General features: G+C 62.5%; 16 protein-coding genes. 3 read left to right on the top strand and 13 right to left on the bottom strand.

Going from position 1 to position 23581, the window contains the following annotated elements:
* The first annotated feature begins 72 nt into the window (after positions 1-72).
* The 3 genes from HBN54_RS11565 to HBN54_RS11550 all read left to right on the top strand — a co-directional run bounded on the left by HBN54_RS11565 (position 73) and on the right by HBN54_RS11550 (position 3144).
* Positions 73-438, top strand: coding sequence for a cupin domain-containing protein (locus tag HBN54_RS11565; protein WP_168673369.1), 366 nt, complete (start codon positions 73-75; stop codon positions 436-438).
* A gap of 189 nt (positions 439-627) precedes the next feature.
* Complete coding sequence (gene pelA / locus HBN54_RS23515; RefSeq protein ID WP_235955503.1) at positions 628-2688, top strand: pectate lyase; 2061 nt, start codon at positions 628-630, stop codon at positions 2686-2688.
* Positions 2689-2745: 57 nt separating this feature from the next.
* On the top strand, positions 2746-3144 hold the full coding sequence (locus HBN54_RS11550; protein ID WP_168673368.1) for a hypothetical protein: 399 nt from the start codon (positions 2746-2748) through the stop codon (positions 3142-3144).
* Between the two features lie 174 nt (positions 3145-3318).
* Here HBN54_RS11550 and HBN54_RS11545 read toward each other — a convergent pair whose 3' ends face one another.
* The 13 genes from HBN54_RS11545 to HBN54_RS11480 form a co-directional block, all read right to left on the bottom strand.
* On the bottom strand, positions 3319-5133 hold the full coding sequence (locus HBN54_RS11545; protein WP_168673367.1) for a hypothetical protein: 1815 nt from the start codon (positions 5131-5133) through the stop codon (positions 3319-3321).
* 4 nt (positions 5134-5137) lie between these two features.
* Positions 5138-7411: a DUF4175 domain-containing protein gene (locus HBN54_RS11540; protein ID WP_168673366.1), complete on the bottom strand. Its 2274-nt coding sequence runs from the start codon at positions 7409-7411 to the stop codon at positions 5138-5140.
* Entirely contained in the window at positions 7408-9039 is a 1632-nt protein-coding gene (locus tag HBN54_RS11535) for a BatA domain-containing protein (RefSeq protein WP_168673365.1), read from the bottom strand. The genes HBN54_RS11540 and HBN54_RS11535 overlap by 4 nt, the downstream gene beginning before the upstream one ends.
* 190 nt (positions 9040-9229) lie before the next feature.
* Positions 9230-10105, bottom strand: coding sequence for a DUF58 domain-containing protein (locus HBN54_RS11525; RefSeq protein WP_168673363.1), 876 nt, complete (start codon positions 10103-10105; stop codon positions 9230-9232).
* A 129-nt stretch (positions 10106-10234) separates the two neighbouring features.
* Positions 10235-11212 carry an AAA family ATPase gene (locus HBN54_RS11520; RefSeq protein ID WP_168673362.1) on the bottom strand — a complete coding sequence of 326 codons (978 nt, stop codon included), beginning with the start codon at positions 11210-11212 and terminating at the stop codon, positions 10235-10237.
* A 389-nt stretch (positions 11213-11601) separates the two neighbouring features.
* Positions 11602-12225 (bottom strand): DUF4159 domain-containing protein, encoded by a 624-nt coding sequence (locus HBN54_RS11515; RefSeq protein WP_168673361.1) that lies wholly within the window; start codon positions 12223-12225, stop codon positions 11602-11604.
* Positions 12226-12342: 117 nt separating this feature from the next.
* Positions 12343-13668: a TldD/PmbA family protein gene (locus tag HBN54_RS11510; protein ID WP_168673360.1), complete on the bottom strand. Its 1326-nt coding sequence runs from the start codon at positions 13666-13668 to the stop codon at positions 12343-12345.
* Between the two features lie 157 nt (positions 13669-13825).
* Positions 13826-15475 carry a TldD/PmbA family protein gene (locus HBN54_RS11505; protein WP_168673359.1) on the bottom strand — a complete coding sequence of 550 codons (1650 nt, stop codon included), beginning with the start codon at positions 15473-15475 and terminating at the stop codon, positions 13826-13828.
* A 99-nt stretch (positions 15476-15574) separates the two neighbouring features.
* The gene (locus HBN54_RS11500; RefSeq protein ID WP_168673358.1) at positions 15575-16765 is read right to left on the bottom strand and encodes a carboxypeptidase-like regulatory domain-containing protein; all 1191 of its coding nucleotides are present in this window, start codon (positions 16763-16765) and stop codon (positions 15575-15577) included.
* Positions 16766-17001: 236 nt separating this feature from the next.
* Complete coding sequence (locus HBN54_RS11495; RefSeq protein ID WP_168673357.1) at positions 17002-18336, bottom strand: TldD/PmbA family protein; 1335 nt, start codon at positions 18334-18336, stop codon at positions 17002-17004.
* A gap of 152 nt (positions 18337-18488) precedes the next feature.
* On the bottom strand, positions 18489-20141 hold the full coding sequence (locus tag HBN54_RS11490; RefSeq protein WP_168673356.1) for a TldD/PmbA family protein: 1653 nt from the start codon (positions 20139-20141) through the stop codon (positions 18489-18491).
* 102 nt (positions 20142-20243) lie between these two features.
* Complete coding sequence (locus HBN54_RS11485; protein WP_168673355.1) at positions 20244-21563, bottom strand: TldD/PmbA family protein; 1320 nt, start codon at positions 21561-21563, stop codon at positions 20244-20246.
* 172 nt (positions 21564-21735) lie between these two features.
* Positions 21736-23388, bottom strand: a complete 1653-nt coding sequence (locus tag HBN54_RS11480; protein WP_168673354.1) for a TldD/PmbA family protein — start codon at positions 23386-23388, stop codon at positions 21736-21738.
* Between the last annotated feature and the right edge of the window lie 193 nt (positions 23389-23581).

Here is a 23581-nt window from a genome sequence, read left to right as displayed (position 1 = left end):
ACCCGCCAGCCTTGTCGACATTCCAAACAGGTCGGACTTTTAAGGTCCGACCTGTTCTTTTCACCCAATACCATGCCGCCACTACCTCCCGCCGAAACGGCGCAACCCGCCTTCGTGACCGATGCTCAGGCGGCCTGGGAAACCACCGGCCCCGGCGTGCGCCGCAAAGTGCTGGCCCACGGCCCCGACCTGATGCTCACCCGCGTAGCCTTCGAAACCGGGAGCATTGGGGCCCGCCACCAGCACCCGCACGCCCAGCTGAGCTACGTGGAAAGCGGCGCGTTTGAATACACCATTGGCGAGGCAACGCGCACCCTGGGCCTGGGCGATAGCTGCTATGTGCCGCCCCTGGCGTGGCACAGTGTGGTGTGCACGGCGGCCGGCATCCTGGTCGATGCCTTCACGCCCCGCCGCGACGATTTCCTGAGTCAGCAGTAGCGCGGACTTTTAGTCCGCGTCCCCGCGCCGTGGGGGCATGCTCTAACGGCGCTGCTGCCCAAAAACTTATAAGCGGGTAATCAGTAATCAGTAATTAGATTTCATCCATCTGATAATCAGTGAATTGATTGCTATCTGGCTGCCGACTACTGATGACCGGCTACTTACTAACCAACCTGTTTTTTACTGATGAAAACCACCGCGCTACGCCTGCCGGGCCTGCTGTCACTACTGCTGCTCAGCCTGGGCTTACAGCCGGCCCAAGCCCAGACCGTGACCGTAGCTCCGGACGGTTCCGCCGACTACCGCACCATTCAGGAAGCCATCAATAGCCTGCCGGATTTAGCCGCCAAACCGCGCACGGTGCTCATCAAAAACGGCACCTACCACGAGAAAATATACCTCGATGGCAAGGAAAAACTGGTGCTGAAAGGCCAGAGCGAAGCCGGCGTGGTGCTGACCTACGCGCAGGCCCGCGACCTGTGGACCTGCGACGCCAACGCCACCGCCGGCGACTGGGGCGTGGCTACCCTCAACCTGCGCAACAGCCCCGATATCACCCTCGAAAACCTCAGCGTCATCAACAGCTACGGCTTCGACGCCGCCGCCGGTCCCGTCACCATCGACTGCCCCACCGCGCCCACCGGCCAGAAAACAGTGAGCAAAACCGGCCACCAGATGGCCCTGCGCGCCCTGCCCGGCGCCACCCGGCTGGTGGTGCGGCACTGCACCTTCCGGGCGCTGGGCGGCGACACGGTGAGCCCCTGGGACACGGAAGCCGGCGCGTACTATTTCCAGGACTGCACCATGGAAGGCGGTGTGGATTTCTACTGTCCGCGCGGCTGGGCCTACGCCGAAAATTGCCGCTTCATCTGCCACAGCAAGGAGGCCGCCATCTGGCACGATGGCTCCGGCAGCCGCGACTCCAAAACCGTGCTGCGCAACTGCACTTTCAGCGGCGACGACGGCTTCAAGCTGGGCCGGTTCCACCGCGAGGCGCAGTTCTATCTGATTGATTGCAGGTTTGCTGAAAACATGGCCGATGCCGATATCTACCACGCCGCCTCGGGGCCGGGCGCGAAGCAGTGGGGCCGCCGCGTGTACTACGCCGGCTGCCACCGCGCCGGCGGCGACTATGCCTGGATGAAGGACAACCTTGCCACCGCCGAGGGCGCGCCGAAAGCCCGGGAAATCACCGCCGCCTGGACGTTTGGTGGGCGCTGGAACCCGGTCACCGGCGTTGTGCGCTTGGCCCCGGCCGAGGCCACCGCGCCGATTGATACCATTGCCGAAAAGATGCTGCTCTACCAGCGCGCTATTGGTGGCTGGCCCAAGGCCCTGGGCGAGGTGAAGGTGAGCTACGCCAGCCGCCTCAGCGCCGCCGCCCGCGCCGGCCTGCTCGATAGCAAGCACCAGAACGATGCCACCATCGACAACGACGCGACGACCCGCGAAATCAATTACCTGGCCCAAGCCTTCCAGAAAACCCGCAACCCTGCCTACCGCCAGGGCGTCGAAAACGGCATCCGCTACCTGCTCAAGATGCAGTACGCCAACGGCGGCTTTCCACAGTTTTACCCCGACCTGAGCAGCTACCACGGCGAAATAACTTACAACGACGACGCTATGATTCGGGCCCTGACCGTGCTGCGCCAGGTAGCCCGCCAGCAGTCCCCCTTCGCCGCCCTCGACCCCGAGCTGGTGCCGCTGGCTCAGGCGGCCGTGGCCCGGGGCGTTGCCAGCATCCTACGCACGCAGTACGTAAGCCAGGGCCAGCCCACCGCCTGGGCCGCCCAGTACGACCCCGTGAGCCTGCTCCCGGCCAAGGCCCGTGCCTTCGAGCTACCGTCCCTCAGCGGCGAGGAATCGGTGAGCATCGTCCGCTTTCTCATGGACATCGAACAGCCCACCGCTGCCGAAAAAGCCGCCATCGAGGGGGCAGTTCAATGGTTCGAAAAAGTGAAAATGCTCAACGTAGCGCTAAAGGAGATTGCCGCGCCAAAAGAGCCCAAAGGCCGCGACCGCATCATCGTACCCGCGCCCGGGGCCGTGCTCTGGGCCCGTTTCTACGAGTTGGGCACCAACCGGCCCATCTATGTGGGCCGCGACAGCCAGGTGCACTATCAGCTCACCGAAATCGAAAACGAGCGCCGCGCCGGCTACCTCTACGCCGGCACCTGGCCCGCTGAACTGCTCGCGCAGGACTACCCGGCCTGGGTGAAGCGGGTAGGGGGTGAGGCGAAGAAATAATAACTTCTATCTTCACCAAAATAGGGTTGTAAACCCTGGGTTTTCAGATTGGCAGATATGAAATTTAAGAATTATCCTTGGGTGACTGCCTTGTTTATTTCTTCCTGCATATACATGCGGAAGCCGCCTGTAATAATTGCGTCGCCTTCTGGATTATATAATTTAAAAATCGAACTTAATGAAAATGCCGCTGACAGAGCGAAATTTCACTGCATTAGGCTTGAAGTTCATAATCAGAAATTTGAGCTGATTGATACACTGCAGACATCAGCCTCAAATACGATGAAATGGGCCGTGGATTGGTGGCCCGGAAAAGATACTATTGTTATTTGCAGCCGCGATATTGGCAACCAAGCGTATTATTTGAATGCTAAAAACAAGCTTGTGGCAATAGCAGCAATACCCAATTTAAATAGGGTTGGTGAGGCTATATTGGAAAAGAAATATGACCAGTAATGAATTGCTTAAAAAGCCTTAAAAGCTATCTGAGTTAATTCTTCTGATTTTAAACGGTGTAGCGACCCATCTTTGCGTCTTGTCGTTGGGCGATTTCCTTCAACGACAAGACGCAAAGATGCGTCGCTACACCGTTCCGGCGGTATTATTGGCTAACTTAAAAAGCCTTAGATTCTACAATTTCTCTTCCAGCCACAGATACCCGGCGGCTAGTAGAAACAACCCAAAAAACCACCCCGCCGGCCACGGCTCCGTCACTGTGTCCTGAACGGCCTCAGCGTCTTTTGAGGCCAAGGTATCAGCGCTCAATTGCGCTACGGCCAGCTGACGCTCCTGCAATTCCGGCCCCAGCCAGGCCGTGGGCGGGTACACGTAAAAATGGTGGCTGATGCGCCCCGGCCCGCGCACCTGGTGCCAGCCCGCAGTGTCAGGCCAGAACTGGGCCGTGCTCCACTCGGGCAGGCGGGTGTCCTGGCGTAGGGCCAGGCGCACGGCGGGGCCGCCGGTCAGCGCCGCCACTGTGTGCGGGGTGGTTGGGAAAGCGCCTGCCAGATGCAATGTGAGGGGCTGCGCCGGCCGGGGCCAACGGCTACCCGCCTGCCAGGTAGCGGCGGCCGGGGCGGGCGGCACGGCGGCCGTCAGCAGCTGGTTCCAGAAGGAGGCGTAGACGGCGGCATGCCCCTGCAGGCCCCAGTGAAACGTTTCGGGCACTACCGACACCACCGCGAAGCCCAGGCCCACCCGTTGGCTGGCAGCCAGCAGCAGCTGGCGCGGCCCGGTGATGAGTGCCCGCAGCGCCGGGTTGGCTTGCAGCTGGGCCGGTAGCATTGCGCGGGCCTCGCCGGGCGCGTCGGGCCAGGTGAGGGGCTGGGTGGCAATATTCGCTGGCCGGGGTTGCACCGTGAAATCGGCGCGGGAGGGCGCGGTGCGGGGCAGGGGCGCGGATTCAGCCAGCGTGACGATGCCCAACCGGCCGGCGCGTAAGGCCGCTTGCAGGGCCTGGGTTTCGGTGGTGGAAAGGGCAGCTAGCGTGGCCGCATCGGCCACCACTACAGCATAGCGAGCCAGCAGGGCGGGCGTGAGGCGGTCGAGCGACTGGGCCGGCAGGTTCACGAAATCAGTCTGGACCAGGCCCCGGCTTACGCTCGTGCGCAAGGCCACGGGATAGTGAGCTTCGGCCAAGTAGTTCTTCAAAAACTTGAACTCGAAGGAAGGCGTGGCGGTGAGCAGCAGCACGGCCGGCAGCGTGGGCGTGGTAATTTCGACCGGTACCGGCTCCGTCAGCAACGGCTGGCCTAGCCGGCGCAGCCGCAATTCGTAGGTGGCCAGCCCGGCGGCTTTGGGCTGGTAGCGCAGCCGGAATGGTCCGCCACCGGCCGGCAAACGCACCGAATCGCGCCCGGTGCCGGCAGCGTACAGCACCACCCACGCGGCGGCCGGCCGGCCGGGGGCTACCACCGTGCCTTCCAGCCGCAGCATTTCACCCAACGATAATGTTGCCGGCCAGAAAGCGGTGGAGAAGCCTTCAAACGGTGCCCCCGGGTGCAGCCGTACCGCCAGCGAATTCAGCAGTTCCAGTTCGGCGGCCGGTAGCCCGTGGCCCAGAATGTGCAGCCGATGCAGCGCCGGCCGTTGCTCGGCCAGCGTGAGCAGGCTGGCCAGCGGCCGGGCGTTGGCAGGCGGGTCGGCATCGCCATAGGTCCAGACCGATGTGCCCATACCCAACTGCCGGCGGAGCTGCCGCAGGGTATCGGGCGAGTAGCCGGGGGTGAGCAGAATGGCCTCGGTACGAATGGCGGGCAGGTGGCGCAGCGGCGGAAAAGTACTGAACCACAGCGCCGCAACGGCGGCCAGGCTGGCCAGAACCCTGGCTGCCCGCTGCCGCTTGCGGGGCCGCCGCCAGGCCAGCACCAGCAGTCCGAGGGCCAGCAGCAGGCAGCCCGCCAGCAGGCCAAAGTAAAGAACCGGATTCGGAGTTAAAATGGGCAACGGGCTAACGGCTTAAGTCCTGGAAATAACGCCGCGCCAGCCGGTCGGCAGCGGGCGGGGCGGCGGGCGCGGGAGTGGGCACGGCCAGCAAGTCGGTGAGGGCGCGGGCTACGGGTGCGCGGCTGGCCGCGCGGGTGGGGCGGCCGGCGCGCACGTCGGCTCCCAGCTCGCGCAGGGCCCGCAGGGCCGGCAGGTAAAAACCTGGGCGGCTGAGGGCCGCGCCGGATAGCACGGTGCCGGCCTGGTCAAGCAGCGCGGCATCGGCGGGGCGGGTGGGCTGGCCGTTGTCGGCCGCGGCCAGCCAGCGCAGGGCGGCGCGGATGGCAGGCTGAGTAGCCGGGGCGGGCAGGGTTTGCTGGCGCTGGGGCACGGCGGCCCCGGCCAGCTCGCCGGTGAGGCGCAGGGTGGCTTCGGGCATGGGCGGCGGGGTGAAGCCGGCTTTTTTCACGTAGGCCCGGGTCTGCTGCTGCACTTCCTTCAGCAGGCGCAGGGCGCGGTACTCGAAGGGGCGGGCCGCCGCCAGCTGGCCGGTGCGCAGGCGCAGCTCGGCGGCCCACATCTGGTCGAGCACGGCGTGGAGCTTGGCCTTCACGGCAGGCTCCAGGAAGTCGGCGGTTTCAGAATCGTCGTGCTTGTGGATGTAGGGGTCCATCAGAGCATCGGTTTCGGCGGTGGACGAGACTTTGGAGGGCGAAACCGGCGCGCCGCCGTGGTCGTGGTCGTCGTGCCCGGGGGCTTCGGCGGTGGGGGAGGCGGGCGCGTCGTCGTCTTCGGCCGTGGGCGCGTGCGGGCCAGCTTCTACCCCAATCCCGGCCTCCGACTCTTCGCCCAGAAACTTGCCGTAGCGCAGGCGCAGCGTCTGCTGGTCGAAGCCGAGGTTGTTGGCGCGGCTGGCCACGGTGGCGGCATCAAGCTTTGGCTTTTCGGCCAGCAGCTTTTCGGTGTCGATGATAATCTGGCGCTGGCTGCGGAAGTAGGCGGGGGCCACTTTTACGCCCATGCCCAGGTCGAGGGCCCCATCGGCCACGGCGGTATCCTGCCACTGCACGAGGTAGGAATCGGTGCGGGTGCTGTGGCCGTGGTTGTCGCGGGCCGTGAGGTAGAAGTACAGCTCGTCGCCATACGTCAGGCCCAGCTTGGGCAGGTTGAGGAGGCTGCCCAGCGTGGCCTGCGGCCCGCCCAGGCCCGCGCTCAAATCGCGCCGCACCTCGTGAAACTTCACCGCCTCGCCCTGGCCCTGCGCCACGGTTATCACCAGTTCGGCCCGGCTCAGGCCATAGTCGTCGCGCACGGTGGCGCGGATGGGGACTTCCGGCCGCTGGCCGATGGCCGCCACCAGCGTGTAGGATTTGGGGGTTTGAATGCGCAGCACGGGCGCGAGGTCGGGCCGCACGTCAATGGCGTAGTCATCAGACACCGTGCCCGCGTAGCGCAGCCGGTACAGCGTGGAAGCCATCAGTGTTTGCTCGGTGAAGAACCAGCCCGCCTGCCCGGCCACCGGCTGCAAACGTACCCGCTGGCGGCCCAGCTCCAGCATCGGCGCTGCCGATTTGCCATCGCCGCTCACCCGCACCTGCCAGCGCACCCGCGCCTCCTGCGGGCACTGAAACGAAGGCTGCGCCGGGGCAAAAGCCGCCAGCCGGGTGTAGGCGGGCGGTGTAACCAGCAGCTTTGTTTCGCTGATACGCGGCGGCGCGGGCCGCCCGGCCGCTGCCGGAGCCGGGGGCGAAAACCGCATGCTGACGGCCGCCGGTAGGGGTTGGGCCGGCTGGCTGATGGGCAGCAGGTAGCATAACGCCGCCCCCAGCAATAGTCCGGAGCTCAGCAGCAACGGCTTCCGAAAAGAAAATGGGAGCAGCCCCGGCCCTGCCGCAGTCAGCTGCCCGAGCTGCCCGGCTACGCGCTTGAATTGCAGCTGGCCGAGAAAAGTCAGAGTAGCCGGGTCCTGCAGCAGCAGGCCGGTGCTGTCCTGCAGCTCGGGAAACTGCCGGTCGAGCCGTTGGGCTACAACTGCGCAGTCCAGCTGACGCAGGGGCCACGCCCACCACGCCGAGGTCGTCAGCAAGCCTAGCACGACCAGCGCTACCCAAAGCGGCTGTACGGCTGGCCAGTGGTGTGCCAAACCGGCCAACAGGGTACCGGCTGCCAGCAGAACTAGTAGCCCTGCGCCGGCGTAGCGGCTGGCATAGCTATTCCTAACCGCCTGCAGCTGCGCCTGTGACTGGCCCTGCTCCGGCAACCGGCTTGTGTTAATGGAAGTAACCGTGGGCTGCGTCATATCGAAGTAGGCAATGTGCTCCCGGCCTGCCGCCCTGCCAGCCAGCGCTCCAGCAAAAACAGCAGCCCGGCCGCCAGCACCAGCCAGGGCCGCAAATCAGCCGTGCGCTCACCTGTTGCCCGGATTGGAGTGGTGGTGGGCTGCATACGCGGTGCCATGGTCAGTTGGACGGGGTCGAGGGCACGATGGTCGAAACGACTCAGCTGCTGCTCCATGCCCGGGTTGCGGGGATGGTAGAGGACGGCTGCGGCTTCATCGGTGGCGGCGGGCTGTAGCAGCTTCAGTAACCGGGCCGGCAGCTGCGGGTCGTCGGCCAGCTCGCTCCAGGGCGGCGCGAGGCGCGTGTGCAGCTGATAAGTTGCCCCACGGCCCTGCATCCGCCGCGAAAGCACCGGGCGTCCCCGGCCATCGGCCCACACCGTTGCGCTTACCGAAGCCGGTGGGCGTGCACCGCGCCGAAATACCAGGCCAGCTGCGCCCGAGGCATCCGCAGCGGCGAAGCGCGCCGTGTCGGGCATGCCCGGGCCGGCGGCCTCCTGCCAGATGGTAGCCCCTTGGCGTACCGTTTGTTGCCAGTTTTGCGGTAATGCATCGTCGGAAAGCCAGAATGTCCAGTCAGCCTGCAACTGCCTGGGCCGGTCCGTAACCCGGCGTAGCTGCAGCGCCACGGGCAGCCCTACGGCGGCAGCGCGTACTGCCGCCTCCCAATAGCGGGCATCGGCGGCGTATTCCGGCGTGGCATATAGGTGAATGGTGAGCGGCGAATTCCTTACCTCAATAGCTGGGGTGGAGGCAGAAGTAGCGCCGTTGGCTGAAACTAGCCGCAGGCTTCCGCTGCCGGTGGTATCCGGCTGCAGGCGTAGCGGGGCAAGTCCAGCCAGCCGAACTACCTGGCCGGTGGCCGGCAGCAGTGAGCGTTGCGGGCGGTAGGTGGTTCGGGCTTCGCTGCTGCGTCCAACCAGCAGGTGCAGGCTGTCGCCCACCAACCCGGCGGCCGCCAGCCACGCGCTGGTAGTGGTATCGGGCAGGGCCTGCCAGCTCACGGCGGCTGGCAACGGCGCGTGGCGACCGCCAAAGTTGCGTAGCGCCGCGCTGGTGACCACAAAAACCGGCTGGCCCGCAAAGGTGGCCGCCGCCTGCTGCACCCGCGCCCAGGCCGGGCCGGAAGGCTGCTGTGCCGCTGCCGAATCGACGGTGGCGCTGGCCCGACTCGCAGCCACCGCCCGCCAAGCCGCGCCCGGCACCCGGGGAAACCCCGCCGATAGCCAGCGCAACGTATATCCCTTCCGACGCAGCGAATCGATAGTGGGCTTGATGCCGGCCAGCGTTGGCAGTCGGGCCGCCTCGGCGCTCAACAGCACCACGCCCCGGCTGGTGGGCCGCGCCGTGCGCCACACCGGCCCGGCCACCGCCACGGCCAGCACCGCCAGCAGCGCCGCACGCAACAGCAGCAGCCAGAGCTGCTCCAGCTTCAGGTTGCGCAGGCGGCGGTTGGCACCGGCGGCCAGCCAGCGCAGGCTGCCCACCGCCACTTCACGGGCAGGCCGGCGGTTCCAAAGATGAATGGCTACCGGCACCAACAGGCCCGTGAGGGCCAGCAGGGCGGCAGGGTGGAGGAGGGCGAACATGATTTGGCAGGCGTCACCTCACCCCCTGACCCCCTCTCCAAAAAAGAGGGGGCACCGGTTCGGTCTGGATGACACCGTTACTTGAGCGTTGAGAGGTTTTACAGATGCCTTGAATATTACTATTGGTTGTCAAAAGCATTTCCGGTGCCCCCTCTTTTTTGGAGAGGGGGTCAGGGGGTGAGGTGACCCGTCAGGATGTGAGGTTACGTCGGCGCAGAAACTCCCGCATCGCCGCATCCAGCGGCTGCGAAGTGTCCAGTAAATGATAGTCGAAGCCCTGCCGCCGGGCGTTTTGGGCCGTGTCGCGCAGCCAGTTTTGCAGCTGCTGTTGGTAGGCTGTCCGCTGGGTGGCGGCGTCGATTTGCAGGGTCTGGCCAGTTTCTAAGTCGCGGAAAGTGACAGCGCCCTCGTAGCTGAATTTGAGTTCATTATGGGCCATTACGTGCAGCAGCAGCACGTCGCCGCTGGTGGCGCGCAGGCGGGTGAGCAGGGCGTTTATTTCCTGGCCTTCCTCATACAAGTCGCTCACGCACACCGTGAGGGCGCGCTGGCGGCGGGCTGTGAGGGGCGCCAGCGTTTCGGGCGCGGGGAAGCGGCCGGCGGCCTCGGCCGTTTCGAGGGCGTGGTAGAGGCGGGGCAGCTGGCGGGCATCGGCGCGGGGCGCGAGGTGGCGCAGGCCGGCGGGACTGAGGATGCTCAGACCCACGGCATCGCCCTGCTGTGTGGCGATGTAGGCAAGTGCGCCTAGCAGCAGCCGGGCGTAGTCGAGCTTGCTGAGGCCGTTGTCATCGCGGTGGTTCATGCTGGCGCTGGCGTCGAGCAGCAGGTGCACGGTCAGGCTGGTGTCGATTTCCGATTCGCGCAGGTAGTAGCGGTCCGAGCGGGCAGCCAGGCGCCAGTCGAGGCGGCGCAGGTCATCACCGGGCTGGTAGGGGCGGTACTGGCTAAACTCCATGCCCGCGCCGTGCCGCCGGCTGGCGTGCGCGCCGTTGAGAAAACCCTCAGCCGCCTGCCGGGCGGCGAGGGAGAGGTTGCGCAGGCCGTGCAGGAGTTCGGGGTTGAGCATTTGATATTGATAAGCTAACGGACGTCATGCAGCGCGTAGCGAAGCATCTTTACCGAGATGGTAACTGATTGCGTTAAGCGGTAAAGATGCTTCGCTACGCGCTGCATGACAGTTTACTGTAACATTCTGCTACACCGCTACCGCTTTCAGCAACTCCACCACCGCGTCGTCGGTCGTGATGTTCTCAGCTTCGGCGTTGAAATTCAGCAGTACCCTATGCCGCAGCACCGGTGGGGCCAGCGTGCGGATATCCTCCAGCGTGGTGGCGAAGCGGCCGTGCAGCAGCGCCCGAGCCTTAGCGCACAGTATCAGCGCCTGCCCGGCGCGGGGCCCCGCACCCCAGCGCCCGTAGTCTTTGATGAACTTTACTTCCGAGGTAGCCGGCCGCGTGGCCCGCACCAAGCGGTTCACGAAATCCATCAGCTCGGGGCTGAGGCTCACCTGCCGCACGAGGGCTTGCAGCTCGCGGATATCGGCCCCGCCCAGCACCGGCTGCACTTTTTGGCCGGCCGCGCCGGTGGTTCCACGAAGCACTGCCAATTCCTCCTCGGCGGTAGGGTAGCCAATGCGAACGTACAGCAAAAAGCGGTCGAGCTGAGCTTCGGGCAGGGGATAGGTGCCCGATTGCTCGATGGGATTCTGGGTGGCCAGCAGGAAGAACGGCTTGGGCAGCGCATGCTCCTGCCCGGCGTAAGTGACGTGGCCTTCCTGCATGGCCTCCAGCAGGGCGGCCTGGGTTTTGGGCGGCGTGCGGTTGATTTCGTCGGCCAGTACTAGGCTGGCGAAGATGGGGCCGGGGTTGAACTTGAACGAGCGGTGGCCGGTGCCGTGGTCTTCCTCCAGCACCTCGGTGCCGAGGATGTCGGTGGGCATCAAATCAGGCGTAAACTGGATGCGGCGGAAGGGCAAGTCCGTGGCGGCGGCCAGCGTGCGCACGAGTAGGGTTTTGGCCAGGCCGGGCACCCCTTCGAGCAAGGCGTGGCCACCGGCCAGCAGGGCCACCAGCACTTCATCGAGCACGGTTTCCTGGCCTACGATGACCTTGGCAATTTCGGCCTTCAGTACGGGGATTTTGGCGAGGAGCGTGTTTACTTCTTGTTCGGTCATTGGGTCCGAATTATTAATTAGCAGGCAGAATTGAAATTTAAATTCATCGTTTTCGAAATAATGATTCTAATAAAGTGAACAGAAAATATATTGCAATACCTGCTCCTAATCGTATCCCAAATAATATTCGCAATTCTCGGTTCATACAGAACACGTAAGCAAAAACTGTAATGGCTAGGTAGAATAAAATGAGTTTTATATTGTTGATTCGGTATTTGCTCTTCTCATGCCGGGCTGTCCTTTTGTAATAGAGAGAATAGAACTCTGTTACTGCTAAAATAGGGGCAAATAAACCAGCACATACCAACAGAAATAACTCAAAGCCAGTATTCGGTTGAAGGTTTGCTATTTCCATGCACCTGCCATTTAATCAGAAAAATTCATGGCTTTTATGTCAGTGCATACAGCAAAATATTCACCCCAAACTTGGTGTTGTCCTCCGCAAGGAAGCGCTTGTTGCGGAAGTCGTAGTCCCATTCGCAGCCGTAGTCTTTGTTGGAGTACAGCACGCCGATGCGGCCTTTAATTTCAATGGCTTTCAGGTAGTCGTGCACGAGGTCGTCGCCCCAGCCGTTCAATTCAAAACCCGTGTTGGGCGGACCGTCTTTGAAGGTGAAGAATTGGGAGTAGATGGGGTGGGTTTTGGGGATTTTCTTCAGGGCGCTGCTGCCGAAGCACTGGCGCATCTGCTCCTCAAAGGAACGGGCGAAGAGGCCGTCGATGTCGTGATTGCAATCATCCACGAACACAAAGCCGCCATTGCGGACGTACTGCGTAAAGTTCTGTTTCTCCGTGCTGGAAAACTGCACCAGCCGGTGCCCGCTCAGGTAGCAGAAGGGGTAGTTGAACAGCTCGGGGCTGTCCAGGGCCACCACTTTTTCCTTGGGGTCGACGGGCACCTTGGTGTACTGCACCAGCGAGTGCAGCAGGTTGGCGGGCATGCGCTCGTCCACCGCGTCCCAGTCGCCGGAGTGGTATTTCAGGCGAACGAAAGTGAAGGCGGCAGCGGGCATTAGGCAGAAATAGTAGTGGTCAGCTTTGTCATGCTGAGCGCAGCGAAGCATCTTATCAGAAGCCAACGACACCTTCTGCGCTGATAGGATGCTTCGCTGCGCTCAGCATGACAAAGATTAAATAGCGTCCGACAAGCTTGTGAACGTGAAGTCGCGGATTTTTAGCGGCGGAATGAGGCAGCCGGCCAGGCGCTGGGGCCGGCCGATGGCCTCAATATTATTGAGCATGATAATCGGGCTTTCATTGAAGCGCAGGTTTTTGATTGGGAATTTAATCTTTCCGTTTTCAATGTAGAACGTGCCGTCGCGGGTGAGGCCAGTGTAAAGCAGCGTCTGCGGGTCGACTTCGCGGATGTACCACAAGCGCGTGACGAGGATGCCTTTGGCGGTGCTCTTGATGAGCTCGGCGGTGCTTTGGGTGCCGCCTGCCATGATGAAGCCGTTGGGGAAGGCCGTGGCGGCCACCTTGTTTTTCTCAGCCCAGAAGCGGCTGTAAAACAGGTTTTTCACCACGCCTTTCTCAACCCAGGTCTGGCGTTTGGTGGGCAGGCCATCGCCGTCGAAGGCATTGCCGGGCACCTCGGCATTCAGCGGGTCGGAGTAGATGGTTATCCGGTCATCAAACAGCTTTTCGCCCTTGCGATTGCCGCCGCCCTTTTTGCTCAGGAAGCTGCGGCCTTCGTCGGCCTCGCGGGCGCCCATTCCAAATATCATTCCCCCCAGCAGCGAGAGGTCGTCGCCGGCCATGAGGGCGGCCGGCTCCAGAATGACGGTGTATTTGCCCGGCTCGATGGCCTTGGCATTCACCGAGCCCAGGGCCTTGTCGGCAGCGCGCTGGGTGAGGGCTTTGGCATTGAGCTTGGCGGGGTCCGTCACGTCGGCAATGGCGTAGCCCGAGCCGCGGCCGTCGGCGGTGCGCACCGTCACCGAAAAGTCGGTGTTGGTGGACTGCTGGTAGGCCTCCAGGCCCTTGGAGTTGCGCTTGGCCACGAACCGGGTACCGCCATCGAGGAAACCCGCTGACGTGAGGTTACTGGCAGCGCACAGGGCCATGCTGTCGGCCGCGGCCTGGGCGCGGGTGGTGGCCGTGAGCAGCGTGGTGGCGGTGGAGGGCGGGCTCAGGTAGGTTTGGGGCCCGAGCAGGGGCACGTATTCGGGGCTTTCGGGGGCGAGGCGGGCAATTTCCTCGGCCCGCTGCACGCAGCGGCGCAGCGTAGCATCGTCGAACTCGTTGCAGGTGGCAATGCCGCTGCGCTTGCCGAAGCGGCTTTCGACGGCCAGCGATACGGAATCCTGGGCGCCAGCCGTGCTCACGCTGTTGCGGGCGTAGCGGATGTTGCCGGTGGTGCGTCCGTTCAGAGAGGCTTCGCACTCGTCGGCGGTGCTGTAGCTGAGGACTTTTTTGAGGAGCGTTTGGGCTTCGTCTTTGGAGAGAATGGCCATTGGATGATTTTGCAGATAGTTTAGAGATGGGACGTTCTGGCGTTCACCTCACCCCCTGACCCCCTCTCCCGCGGAGAGGGGGCACCGGCCATGCACCTTGTGTGAAGCGTCAGGCTCCCCTCTCCGCGGGAGAGGGGCCGGGGGTGAGGTTAGGCGGCTACACCTTGCGCGCCGTATTGATAACGTTCACGCCATTAAACCGCGTGGTGGCCGAGCCGTGGCTCACCGACGACACCTGGGCCGGCTGGCCTTTGCCGTCGAAGAAGGTGCCGAACAGGCGGTAGTCCGACTGGTCGCACGAGCCGGCGCAGGCTCCCCAGAACTCCTGGGTGTTCGACTGGTAGGCCACATCTTCCAACTGCTCGGTGATTTTGCCTTTTTCAATTGCGAAAAACAGCTGCCCGCCAAACTGGAAGTTGAACCGCTGCTGGTCGATGCTGAACGAGCCGGCGCCCGCAATGTAAATGCCCTTGTCCACGCCCTTCACCATCTCGTCGGGACTCATTTTGGCAGTGCCGGGGCGCAGGCTCACGTTGGGCATGCGCTGGAACTGCACGTCTTCCCAGCTCTGGGCGTAGGCGCAGCCATCCGATTCCTTCTGGCCTACGATGTGCGCCTGGTCCCTGATTTTCTGGTAATTAACTAACTTGCCGTCCTTGATGAGGTCCCACTCGCGGGTTTTAACGCCCTCGTCGTCGTAGCCCACGTTGCCCACCGAGCCGGGCTGCAGTTTGTCGGCCACGATGTTGACCTCCTTGGAGCCGTAGGGCAGGTTTTTGGCCTTCCATTCCAGGGTGGCAAACGAGGTGCCTGCGTAGTTGGCCTCGTAGCCCAGCACCCGGTCGAGCTCGGTGGGGTGGCCCACGGACTCGTGAATGGTGAGGCCCAGGTGGCCGGGGTCGAGCACGAGGTCGTACTTGCCGGGCGTCACCGATTTCATCGTCAGCTTGGCTTTGGCCTGCTTGCCGGCCAACGCGGCATCGGCCAGTATGTCGTAGCGCAGCTTGTAGCCGATGGTATCGGTGCCCTGCGGCCCGCGCACCTGCTCGGCCGCGCTGGGCGTGAGGTACTCAAAGCCCAGGCCCACCGGCGCGCTCAGCGCCTCGCGGCTGCGGAATTTGCCCGATTTCGTGTCCACTGCCGTGGCGTTGAATGTAGGCCAGAGCCGGTGCACGTCCTGGTCGATGTACGACCCGTCGGTGCTGGCGAAATACTTCTGCTCATTCACCTGAAACAGGGCCGAGTTGATGTAGCTGGCCCCCGCATCGAGCGCCGCGGCGTTGGCCGCCAACAGCAAATCTACCTTCTGCTTGATGGGTACCTCGAAAGCGCTTTGCTGAATGGGCGTTTTCCAGCTAACCTCGCCGTAGCCCTTCTGCGTGGCCAGCTGCACGGGCTCCTTCATCACCAGGCGGTTGGCCTTGGCAATGTTCACGGCCTCGCGGGCGGTGGCGGCCAGGTTGGCCTCGGTGACGACGCTGGTGGAGGCAAAGCCCCAGCAGCCTGCCACCAGCACCCGGATGCCCACGCCGTAGCTCTCGGTACTCACGATGTTCTGCACCTGCTTCTCGCGGGTGAACACGTACTGGTTCAGCGAGCGGCCGATGCGGACGTCGGCGTAGTCGGCCCCGGCGGCTTTGGCGGCGTTCAGGGCCGCGTCGGCCAGGCGTTTTTTCACGGCCACGTCGGCCCCCGGCTCCAGCAGGCGGGCGGGGTCGACGGGCGTGTGGCCGAAGCCCGGCAGGCTCGGTAGAAACAGGGCCCCGGCGGCGAGGCCGGTGAGGCCCACAAAGTCGCGTCTTTTCATAGGTTGCAGAGAAAAAGATGTAGCGCGGAATTTCAGTCCGCAAGTGAATGAACTGTATTTATATTGCGTACCCGCGGACTACAGAGTCCGCGCTACAAGCTACGGCAACATAGTGCCGAAAGCGCCCTTCTGCTCGAAGGATTTAATGACCTCCTCTTCGAGCGGTGTGCGTTTGACGGCGGAGTTGTTCTGCCAGGCGGTGGCGTCGTAAGTTGTTTTTTTAATGGCTTCCAGGTCCGACCGCACTTTGCCGGCTGCATCATAAGTTACGCCGCTGGCGGGCGCGGACTGGACGGCGTAGAACGAGGTGAAGGATGACGCCTGCAGGTTGATGTCTTCCTTCAGCATTCGGCCCACGGTGCCCTGATAACTTGCTTTGATGTAATCCAGGGTAGCGCCGGTAGCGGAGGGCTGAAAGGCCATTTCATACACCGACGACTCCGCTTTAAATTTAAAGATTGGGTTGTTTGATTTGATGTGGATGAGGTTCTGGCTTTCCACCCGAAAATGCAGCACCTGGTGCGTGGCTTCGTCGATGGTAATGGTGCCCCGGTTCGGGGTGGGGGAGAAAGTGGACTTGCTGACGAAGCCAATCTGCACCAGGTTTTGGCTCCCGCTCTGCGTCACTCCCAGCAGCTTCAGCGTGTAGTCGCGGGCCACGTTTAAACTGACAACTCCACCCTGCTGCGTGCTATCGACTAAGGGATTGAACAGAACGATTGACTTGGTGAAGATGGAAAAGTTATTGAATTGGAGCAGGGCTTTCTTCGCCGCAAACCGGCCCTGCGCCATGGCGGTGCCTTCTATTCCGCCGCTGGTTGTTTTCGCGTGCCAAATCATTTCCTGCACCTCGGTAGGCTGCCCTTCCAAACGGGTAATTTGCCGATAGAAGGCTTGGCTGTACCTTTTGGTAAGGCTGCTTCTTTGCAGCTGCCGATATGCCTGCTTAATCAGCTCCTCCGTGTAGGTACCAAGGGCTACTTCCGGAAGCATGACCGAGGCGGGCTTCAACTTAAGCTGGAGTGGCGTGGCAGCTGCCACGGCTACGGTGTCGCGTTCGTGCCCCAGTTCCGATACCACCAGCCTGGCGGGCAGCGCAATGCCGCGTAGCTCGAACTCGCCCTCGGCGTTGCTGGTGGTGCCGGCCGTGGTGTTCAGGACCGAAATGCTGGCATAGGGCACGGCCTGACCGGTAGCGGCATCCAAAATTTTGCCGCTGAGGCGCGTCTGCGCGGCGGCGGGCCGGATGATAGTAGCCAGCAGCACACTGGCAATCAGGAAGAACTTCATCGCAGAAAAGAAGGGGAGTAGGCCGCAAGATAGGCGCGGAATGCCTGCGCCCAAGTCGGCAGATGCAGTTGGCGGGTCGGAAGTTGCCTCCGCTTCGCCAGCAACTAAAAAAGCCACCAGTCCGGCTGGCTGGTGGCTTTCGAAGTCATCTAAAAAGTCATGTTGCTATAAAAGCAAGTCGTGCTGAACGTAGCCGAAGCATGACGCTCAGTTAACAGGGATGCTACAAGAATACGCTACACCGCGTCCGACAGGCTCGTGAACGTGAAGTCGCGAATCTTGAGCGGCGGCACCAGGTTACCGTTCAAACGCACCGGCTTGCCAATGGCTTCCAGGTTGTTGAGCATGATGACCGGGCTTTCGTTGAAGCGGAAGTTCTTGATGGGGAACTTGATTTGGCCGTTTTCGATGTAGAACGTTCCGTCGCGCGTCAGGCCGGTGAAGAGCAGCGTCTGCGGGTCGACGGGGCGGATGTACCACAGGCGCGTGACCAGAATGCCCTTGGCGGTGCCTTTTATGAGGTCGGCGGTGCTTTGGGTGCCTCCTTCCATAATCCAGCCGTTGGGGCGGGGCAGGTCGGGGATGCCGGCCTTTTGGGCCCAGTAGCGCGAGGCGTACAGGTTTTTCACCACGCCCTTGTCAATCCAGGTGGTGCGCTGCTGCGGCCGCCCGTCGCCGCTGAACGTCAGGTCGGCGATTTCCGGGTTCAGCGGGTCGGAATAGATGGTCACGCGCTCATCGAACAGCTTTTCGCCCTTGCGGTTGCCGCCACCTTTCTTGCTGAGGAAGCTACGGCCCTCATCGGCGTTGCGGGCATCGAGGGCACCCATGAGCGCGCCGATGAGCGAGGTGTCCACGTTCGAGAGCAGGGCATTGGGCTCCATAATCACGGTGTACTTGCCCGGCTCAATGGCCCGCGCCTTCATGGAAGCAGCAGCTTTATCGGCGGCTACTTTGGTGAAACGGGCGGCGTCCATCTTGGTCGAGTCCACGTAGTCGCCCGAGGCGTAGCCCGAGCCGGTGCCATCGGGCGTGCGCACGGTCACCGAAAACGTGACGTTGGACGTGCGCTGGTAAGCCTCCAGTCCCTTGGAGTTGCGCTTGGCCACGAAGCCGTGCGAGTCGTCGAGGAAGCCGGCCGAGCTCAGCTTTTTCTGGTCGCACAGCGCCATGCTGGCCCCGATTTGCGCGGCCCGGTAGTCGGGGTCGATGGCGGCGGTAGCGGCGGCGTATGAGCGGCTGCCATCGAGGTACTGCTGCGGCCCGAGCAGGGGCATGTACTCCGGGCTTTCCGGCGCGAGGCGGGCAATTTCCTCAGCCCGCTGCACGCAGCGGCGCAGGGTGGCTTCGTCAAACTCGTTGCAGGTGGCCACGCCGGCGCGCTTGCCAAAGCGGCTTTCCACGGCCAGCGACACGTTGTCGCTGGCCCCGGCCGTGCTGATGGAGTTGCGGGCCGAGCGCACGTTGCCGCCAATGTTGCCATTGAGCGTGGCATCGCACTCATCGGCGGTGCTGAAACTGAGGACTTTTTTGAGGATGGTCTGGGCTTCGTCTTTGGAGAGAATGGCCATGATATTTTCAGGTGTAGGAGTATGCTGGATGAATTCAGAACGTCATGCCGAGCGTAGCCGAGGCATCTCGCGTGGGGTAGTAATCTAATCGATTGAATTACCATTGCACGCGAGATGCCTCGGCTACGCTCGGCATGACGGTCAGGCGTCTGTTACCCAATCTTACGCGCCGTGTTAATCACGTTCACGCCATTAAACCGCGTGGTGGCCGAGCCGTGGCTCACGGCCGAGCTCTGGCTGGGCTGGCCCTTGCCGTCGTTGAAAGCGCCGAAGAAACGGAAGTCGCTTTCGTCGCATGAGCCGGCGCAGGAGTTCCAGAATTCCTGGGTGTTGGCCTGGTATGCCACGTCCTCCAGCATCTCGGTGATTTTGCCTTTCTCGATGGCGTAGAACACCTGCCCGCCGAACTGGAAGTTGTAGCGCTGCTGGTCGATGGAGAACGAGCCGTTGCCGGCGATGTAGATGCCCTTATCGACCTTGCTCACCATTTCATCCACGCTCATTTTGGCCTTGCCGGGCTGCAGGCTCACGTTGGGCATGCGCTGGAATTGCACGTCCTGCCACGACTGCGAGTAGCAGCAGCCGTCCGATTCCTTCTGGCCCACCATGTGCGCCTGGTCCCGGATTTTCTCGTAGTCTACCAGCGTGCCGTCTTTGATAAGGTCCCAGCGCTTGGTTTTCACGCCTTCGTCGTCGTAGCCTACCGCGCCCAGGGTGTTGGGCGTCACCTTATCGGCCACTATGTTCACCACTTTCGAGCCGTAGGGGATGCCCTTGGCCTTCCACTCCAGGGTGGCAAACGAGGTGCCGGCGAAGTTGGCTTCGTAGCCCAGCACGCGGTCGAGCTCCAGCGGGTGGCCCACGCTTTCGTGGATGGTGAGGCCCAGGTGGTGCGGGTCGAGCACGAGGTCGTACTTGCCGGGCGTCACCGACTTACAGGTCAGCTTCTGCTTCACCTGCTTGGCGGCCAGGGCCACGTCTTCCAGCATGTCGTAGCTGTATTTGTAGCCGATGATGTCGGAGCCGGTGGGGCCGGCCATCTTGTCGGCGGCTTTGGGCGTGAGGTACTCGTAGCCCATGCCCACGGGCGAGCTCATGGCCTGCCGCGAGCGGAACTTGCCGCTGGCCCGGTCGATGGCCGTGACGCCGAACGTGGGATAAATCCGGTGAATGTCCTGGTCGATGTAGGAGCCGTCGGTGCTGGCAAAATACTTCTGCTCATTCACCTGGAACAGCACCGAGTTGATGAACGACACGCCCATATCCAGAGCTTTGGCGTTCACGCCCAGCAGCAAATCCACTTTATCCTTGATGGGCACCTCAAACGCATTCTGCTGAATGGGCGCTTTCCAGCTTACCTCGCCGTAGCCTTTTTGCGGGGCCAGCTGCACCTTTTCCTTCTGTACTTTCGAGTTGGCCTTGGCGATTTGTACGGCCAGCTGGGCGGCTTTGGCGATGCCCGCGTCGGTCACGTTGTTGGTCGAAGCAAAGCCCCAGGTGCCGTTGGCAATCACGCGAATGCCCACGCCGTAGCTCTCGGTGCTGGCAATGTTTTGCACCTGCTTTTCGCGGGTGAAGATGCCCTGGTTGAGGTAGCGGCCAATGCGCACGTCGGCGTAGCTGGCACCGGCGGCTTTAGCGGCGTTCAGGCCGGCATCGGCGAGGCGTTTTTTCATGGCCACGTCGGCGCCGGGCTCCAGCAGGCGGGCGGGGTCAACGGGGGTGCCGCCGAAGCTGGGGAAGCTGGGGAGATAGAGGGCGCCGGCCGCCAGGCCAGTGAGTCCTACAAAGTCGCGTCTTTTCATAAATTGTGAGGTAAGCTTTAGCTTGCCGTATTGGAGGCCAGCGGAAAAATGCAATGAATCAACTAATTGTCCGGCACGGCAAGCTAAAGCTTACCGCACTACCTACACCGCGTCCGACAAACTGGTGAAGGTGAAATCCCGGATTTTCATGGGCGGCACCAGGCTGCCGTTCAGGCGCACGGGCTTGCCCAGCGCCTCCAGGTTGTTGAGCATAATCACCGGGCTTTCGTTGAAGCGGAAGTTTTTCACCGGGAATTTAATCTGCCCGTTTTCAATGTAGAACGTTCCGTCGCGCGTCAGGCCGGTGTAGAGCAGCGTTTGCGGGTCGACGGCCCGGATGTAGTAGAGGCGCGTGACCAGAATACCCTTGGCGGTGCCCTTAATGAGCTCGGCGGTGCTTTGGGTGCCGCCTTCCATAATCCAGCCGCCGGGCGCCGGAATGTCGGGGATGCCGGCTTTCTGGGCCCAGAAGCGCGAGGTGTAGAGGTTTTTCACCACGCCCTTATCCACCCACGTCACCTTCTTTTGGGGGCGGCCGTCGCCGGCAAAGGTCAGGTCGGGCACATCAGGGTGGGTGGGGTCGGAGTAGATGGTCACCCGCTCGTCGAACACCTTTTCGCCCTTCTTGTTGCCGCCGCCCTTCTTACTCAGGAAGCTGCGGCCCTCGTCGGCGTTGCGGGCATCCATGGCCCCCATCATGTTGTTGAGCAGGTCGATGGCGGCAGCCGGCTCCAGAATCACGGTGTACTTGCCCGGCTCAATGGCCTTAGCATTCACCGACGAAGCCGCCTTGTCGGCTGCCACCCGCGTGAGGCGCGCTGCGTCGAAGCGGGCCAAATCGGTGTAGTTGGCAATGGCGTAGCCCGAGCCGGTGCCGTCCGGCGTGCGCACCGAAATGGAAAAATCAAGGTTGCTCACCGGCTGGTAAGCCTCCAGCCCCTTGGAGTTGCGCTTGGCCACGAAACCCGACGAATCATTAAAGAAGCCGGCTGAGCTCAGCTTCTTGGCATCGCACAGCGCCATGCTGGCCCCAATCTGCTCGGCCCGGTAATCGGGCGTGATGGCCGCCGTGCGCGCCGCAAAAGAGTTGGGCGATGCCAAATACGTCTGCGGCCCGAGCAGCGGCACGTACTCCGGGCTTTCCGGCGCGAGGCGGGCAATTTCCTCGGCCCGCTGCACGCAGCGGCGAATCGAGGCCTCATCAAACTCGTTGCAGGTAGCGGTGCCGCTGCGCTTGCCAAAGCGCGACTGCACCGCCAGCGCCACGTTCTCGGCCGCGCCCGCCGTGCTGATAGAGTTGCGGGCCGAGCGCACGTTGCCGCCGCTAGTGCCCGTGAGGGTGGCCTCGCACTCATCAGCGGTGCTGAAGCTGAGGACTTTTTTGAGGATGGTCTGGGCTTCGGATTGGGAGAGCATGGCCATGATGTTTTCTGTGAAAGTATGTTGGTTGAAGTCAGACCGTCATGCCGAGCGCAGCCGAGGCATCTCGCTCGCATCGTTGCAACCACAGGCGAACGGAGCTGACGATTGGATTACTACTCCGAGCGAGATGCCTCGGCTGCGCTCGGCATGACGGTTTGACAAAACCGTTCAATTACCCGATTTTCCGGGCCGTATTAATCACGTTCACGCCATTAAACCGCGTGGTGGCCGAGCCGTGGCTCACGGCCGACACCTGGCTGGGCTGGCCTTTGCCATCGAAGAACGACCCAAACAGCCGGTAGTCCGACTCGTCGCAAATCGCGGCGCAGGAATTCCAGAATTCCTGGGTGTTGGCCTGGTAGGCCACGTCTTCCAGCATCTCGGTGATTTTGCCTTTCTCGATGGCGTAGAATACCTGCCCACCGAACTGGAAGTTGTAGCGCTGCTGGTCGATGGAGTAGGAGCCGCGCCCGGCGATGTACACGCCCTTGTCCACGTCCTTAATCAGCTCGTCGACACTCATTTTGGCTTTGCCGGGCTGCAGGCTCACGTTGGGCATGCGCTGGAACTGCACCGAGTCCCAGGAGTCGGCGTAGCAGCAGCCGTCCGATTCGTTCTGGCCCACGATGTGCGCTTGGTCCCGGATTTTCTCGTAGTCCACCAGCGTGCCTTCTTTGATGAGGTCCCAGCGCTTGGTTTTCACGCCTTCGTCGTCGTAGCCCACTGCGCCCAGCGAGCCGGGCTGCAGCTTATCGGCCACAATATTTACCAGCTTCGAGCCGTAGGGCAGGCCCTTGGCCTTCCAGTCGAGCGTGGCAAAGCTGGTGCCGGCGTAGTTGGCCTCGTAGCCCAGCACGCGGTCGAGCTCCAGGGGGTGGCCTACGCTTTCATGAATGGTGAGGCCCAGATGGTTGGGGTCGAGCACGAGGTCGTATTTACCGGGCGTTACCGACTTGGCGGTCAGCTTCTGCTTTACCTGCCGGGCGGCCAGGGCGGCGTCTTCCAGCATGTCGTAGCTGTTGCGGTAGCCGATTAGTCCTGTTCCTGCGGCGCCCGCAATCTTATCGGCGGCCTTGGGTGTGAGGTACTCGTAGCCCAGGCCCATGGGCGAGCTCAGGGCATCGCGACTGCGGAACTTGCCACTGGCTCGGTCTACCCCCGAAACCGAAAACGTAGGCCAGATGCGGTGCACGTCCTGGTCGATGTAGGAGCCGTCGGTGCTGGCGAAATACTTCTGCTCGTTAATCTGAAACAGGGAGGAATTCACGAAGCTGGCGCCGTTGTCGAGGGCCTTTGCGTTGGCGGCCAACAGCAATTCAACCTTCTGCGCCACCGGCACCTCAAAGGCATTTTGCTGGATGGGCGTTTTCCAGCTCACCTCGCCGTAGCCCTTTTGCGGGGCCAGCTGTACCTTTTCCTTCTGCACCTTGGCATTGGCCTTGGCGATGGCTACGGCCAGCTGGGCGGCTTTGGCCAGGCTGGCCTCGGTAACGACGTTGGTGGCCGCAAAGCCCCAGGTACCGTTGGCAATCACCCGAATGCCCACGCCAAAGCTTTCGCCGCTGGCGATGTTCTGCACCTGCTTTTCGCGGGTGAAAATGCTCTGGTTGAGGTAGCGCCCGATGCGCACATCGGCGTAGCTGGCCCCGGCGGCTTTGGCGGCGTTCAGGGCCGCATCAGCAAGGCGTTTTTTCTGGGTGAGGTCGAGGCCGGGCTCCAGCAGGCGGGCGGGGTCAACGAGGGTGCCGCCAAAGCTGGGAAAACCGGGGAGGAAGAGGGCCCCGGCAGCCAGGCCGGATAGTCCTACAAAGTCGCGTCGTTTCAAAAGAGGGTAAGCGTTTTAGTGATGCAGGAAGCAGATTCGTAAAGATGGGACGAAATCTTAATCAAATAGACATGAAGGATATTGGAACGTTGCGTTGCTGATGAAGGAAAGATAGACCGTCATGCCGAGCGCAGCCGAGGCATCTCGCGGGCCTTAGTAACTCAATCGTGAAAACGGTATTGAATACTGCTGC

This window comes from Hymenobacter artigasi, from assembly GCF_012275535.1.
Taxonomy (GTDB): domain Bacteria; phylum Bacteroidota; class Bacteroidia; order Cytophagales; family Hymenobacteraceae; genus Hymenobacter; species Hymenobacter artigasi.
This window is presented reverse-complemented; position numbering and strand designations above follow the sequence as displayed.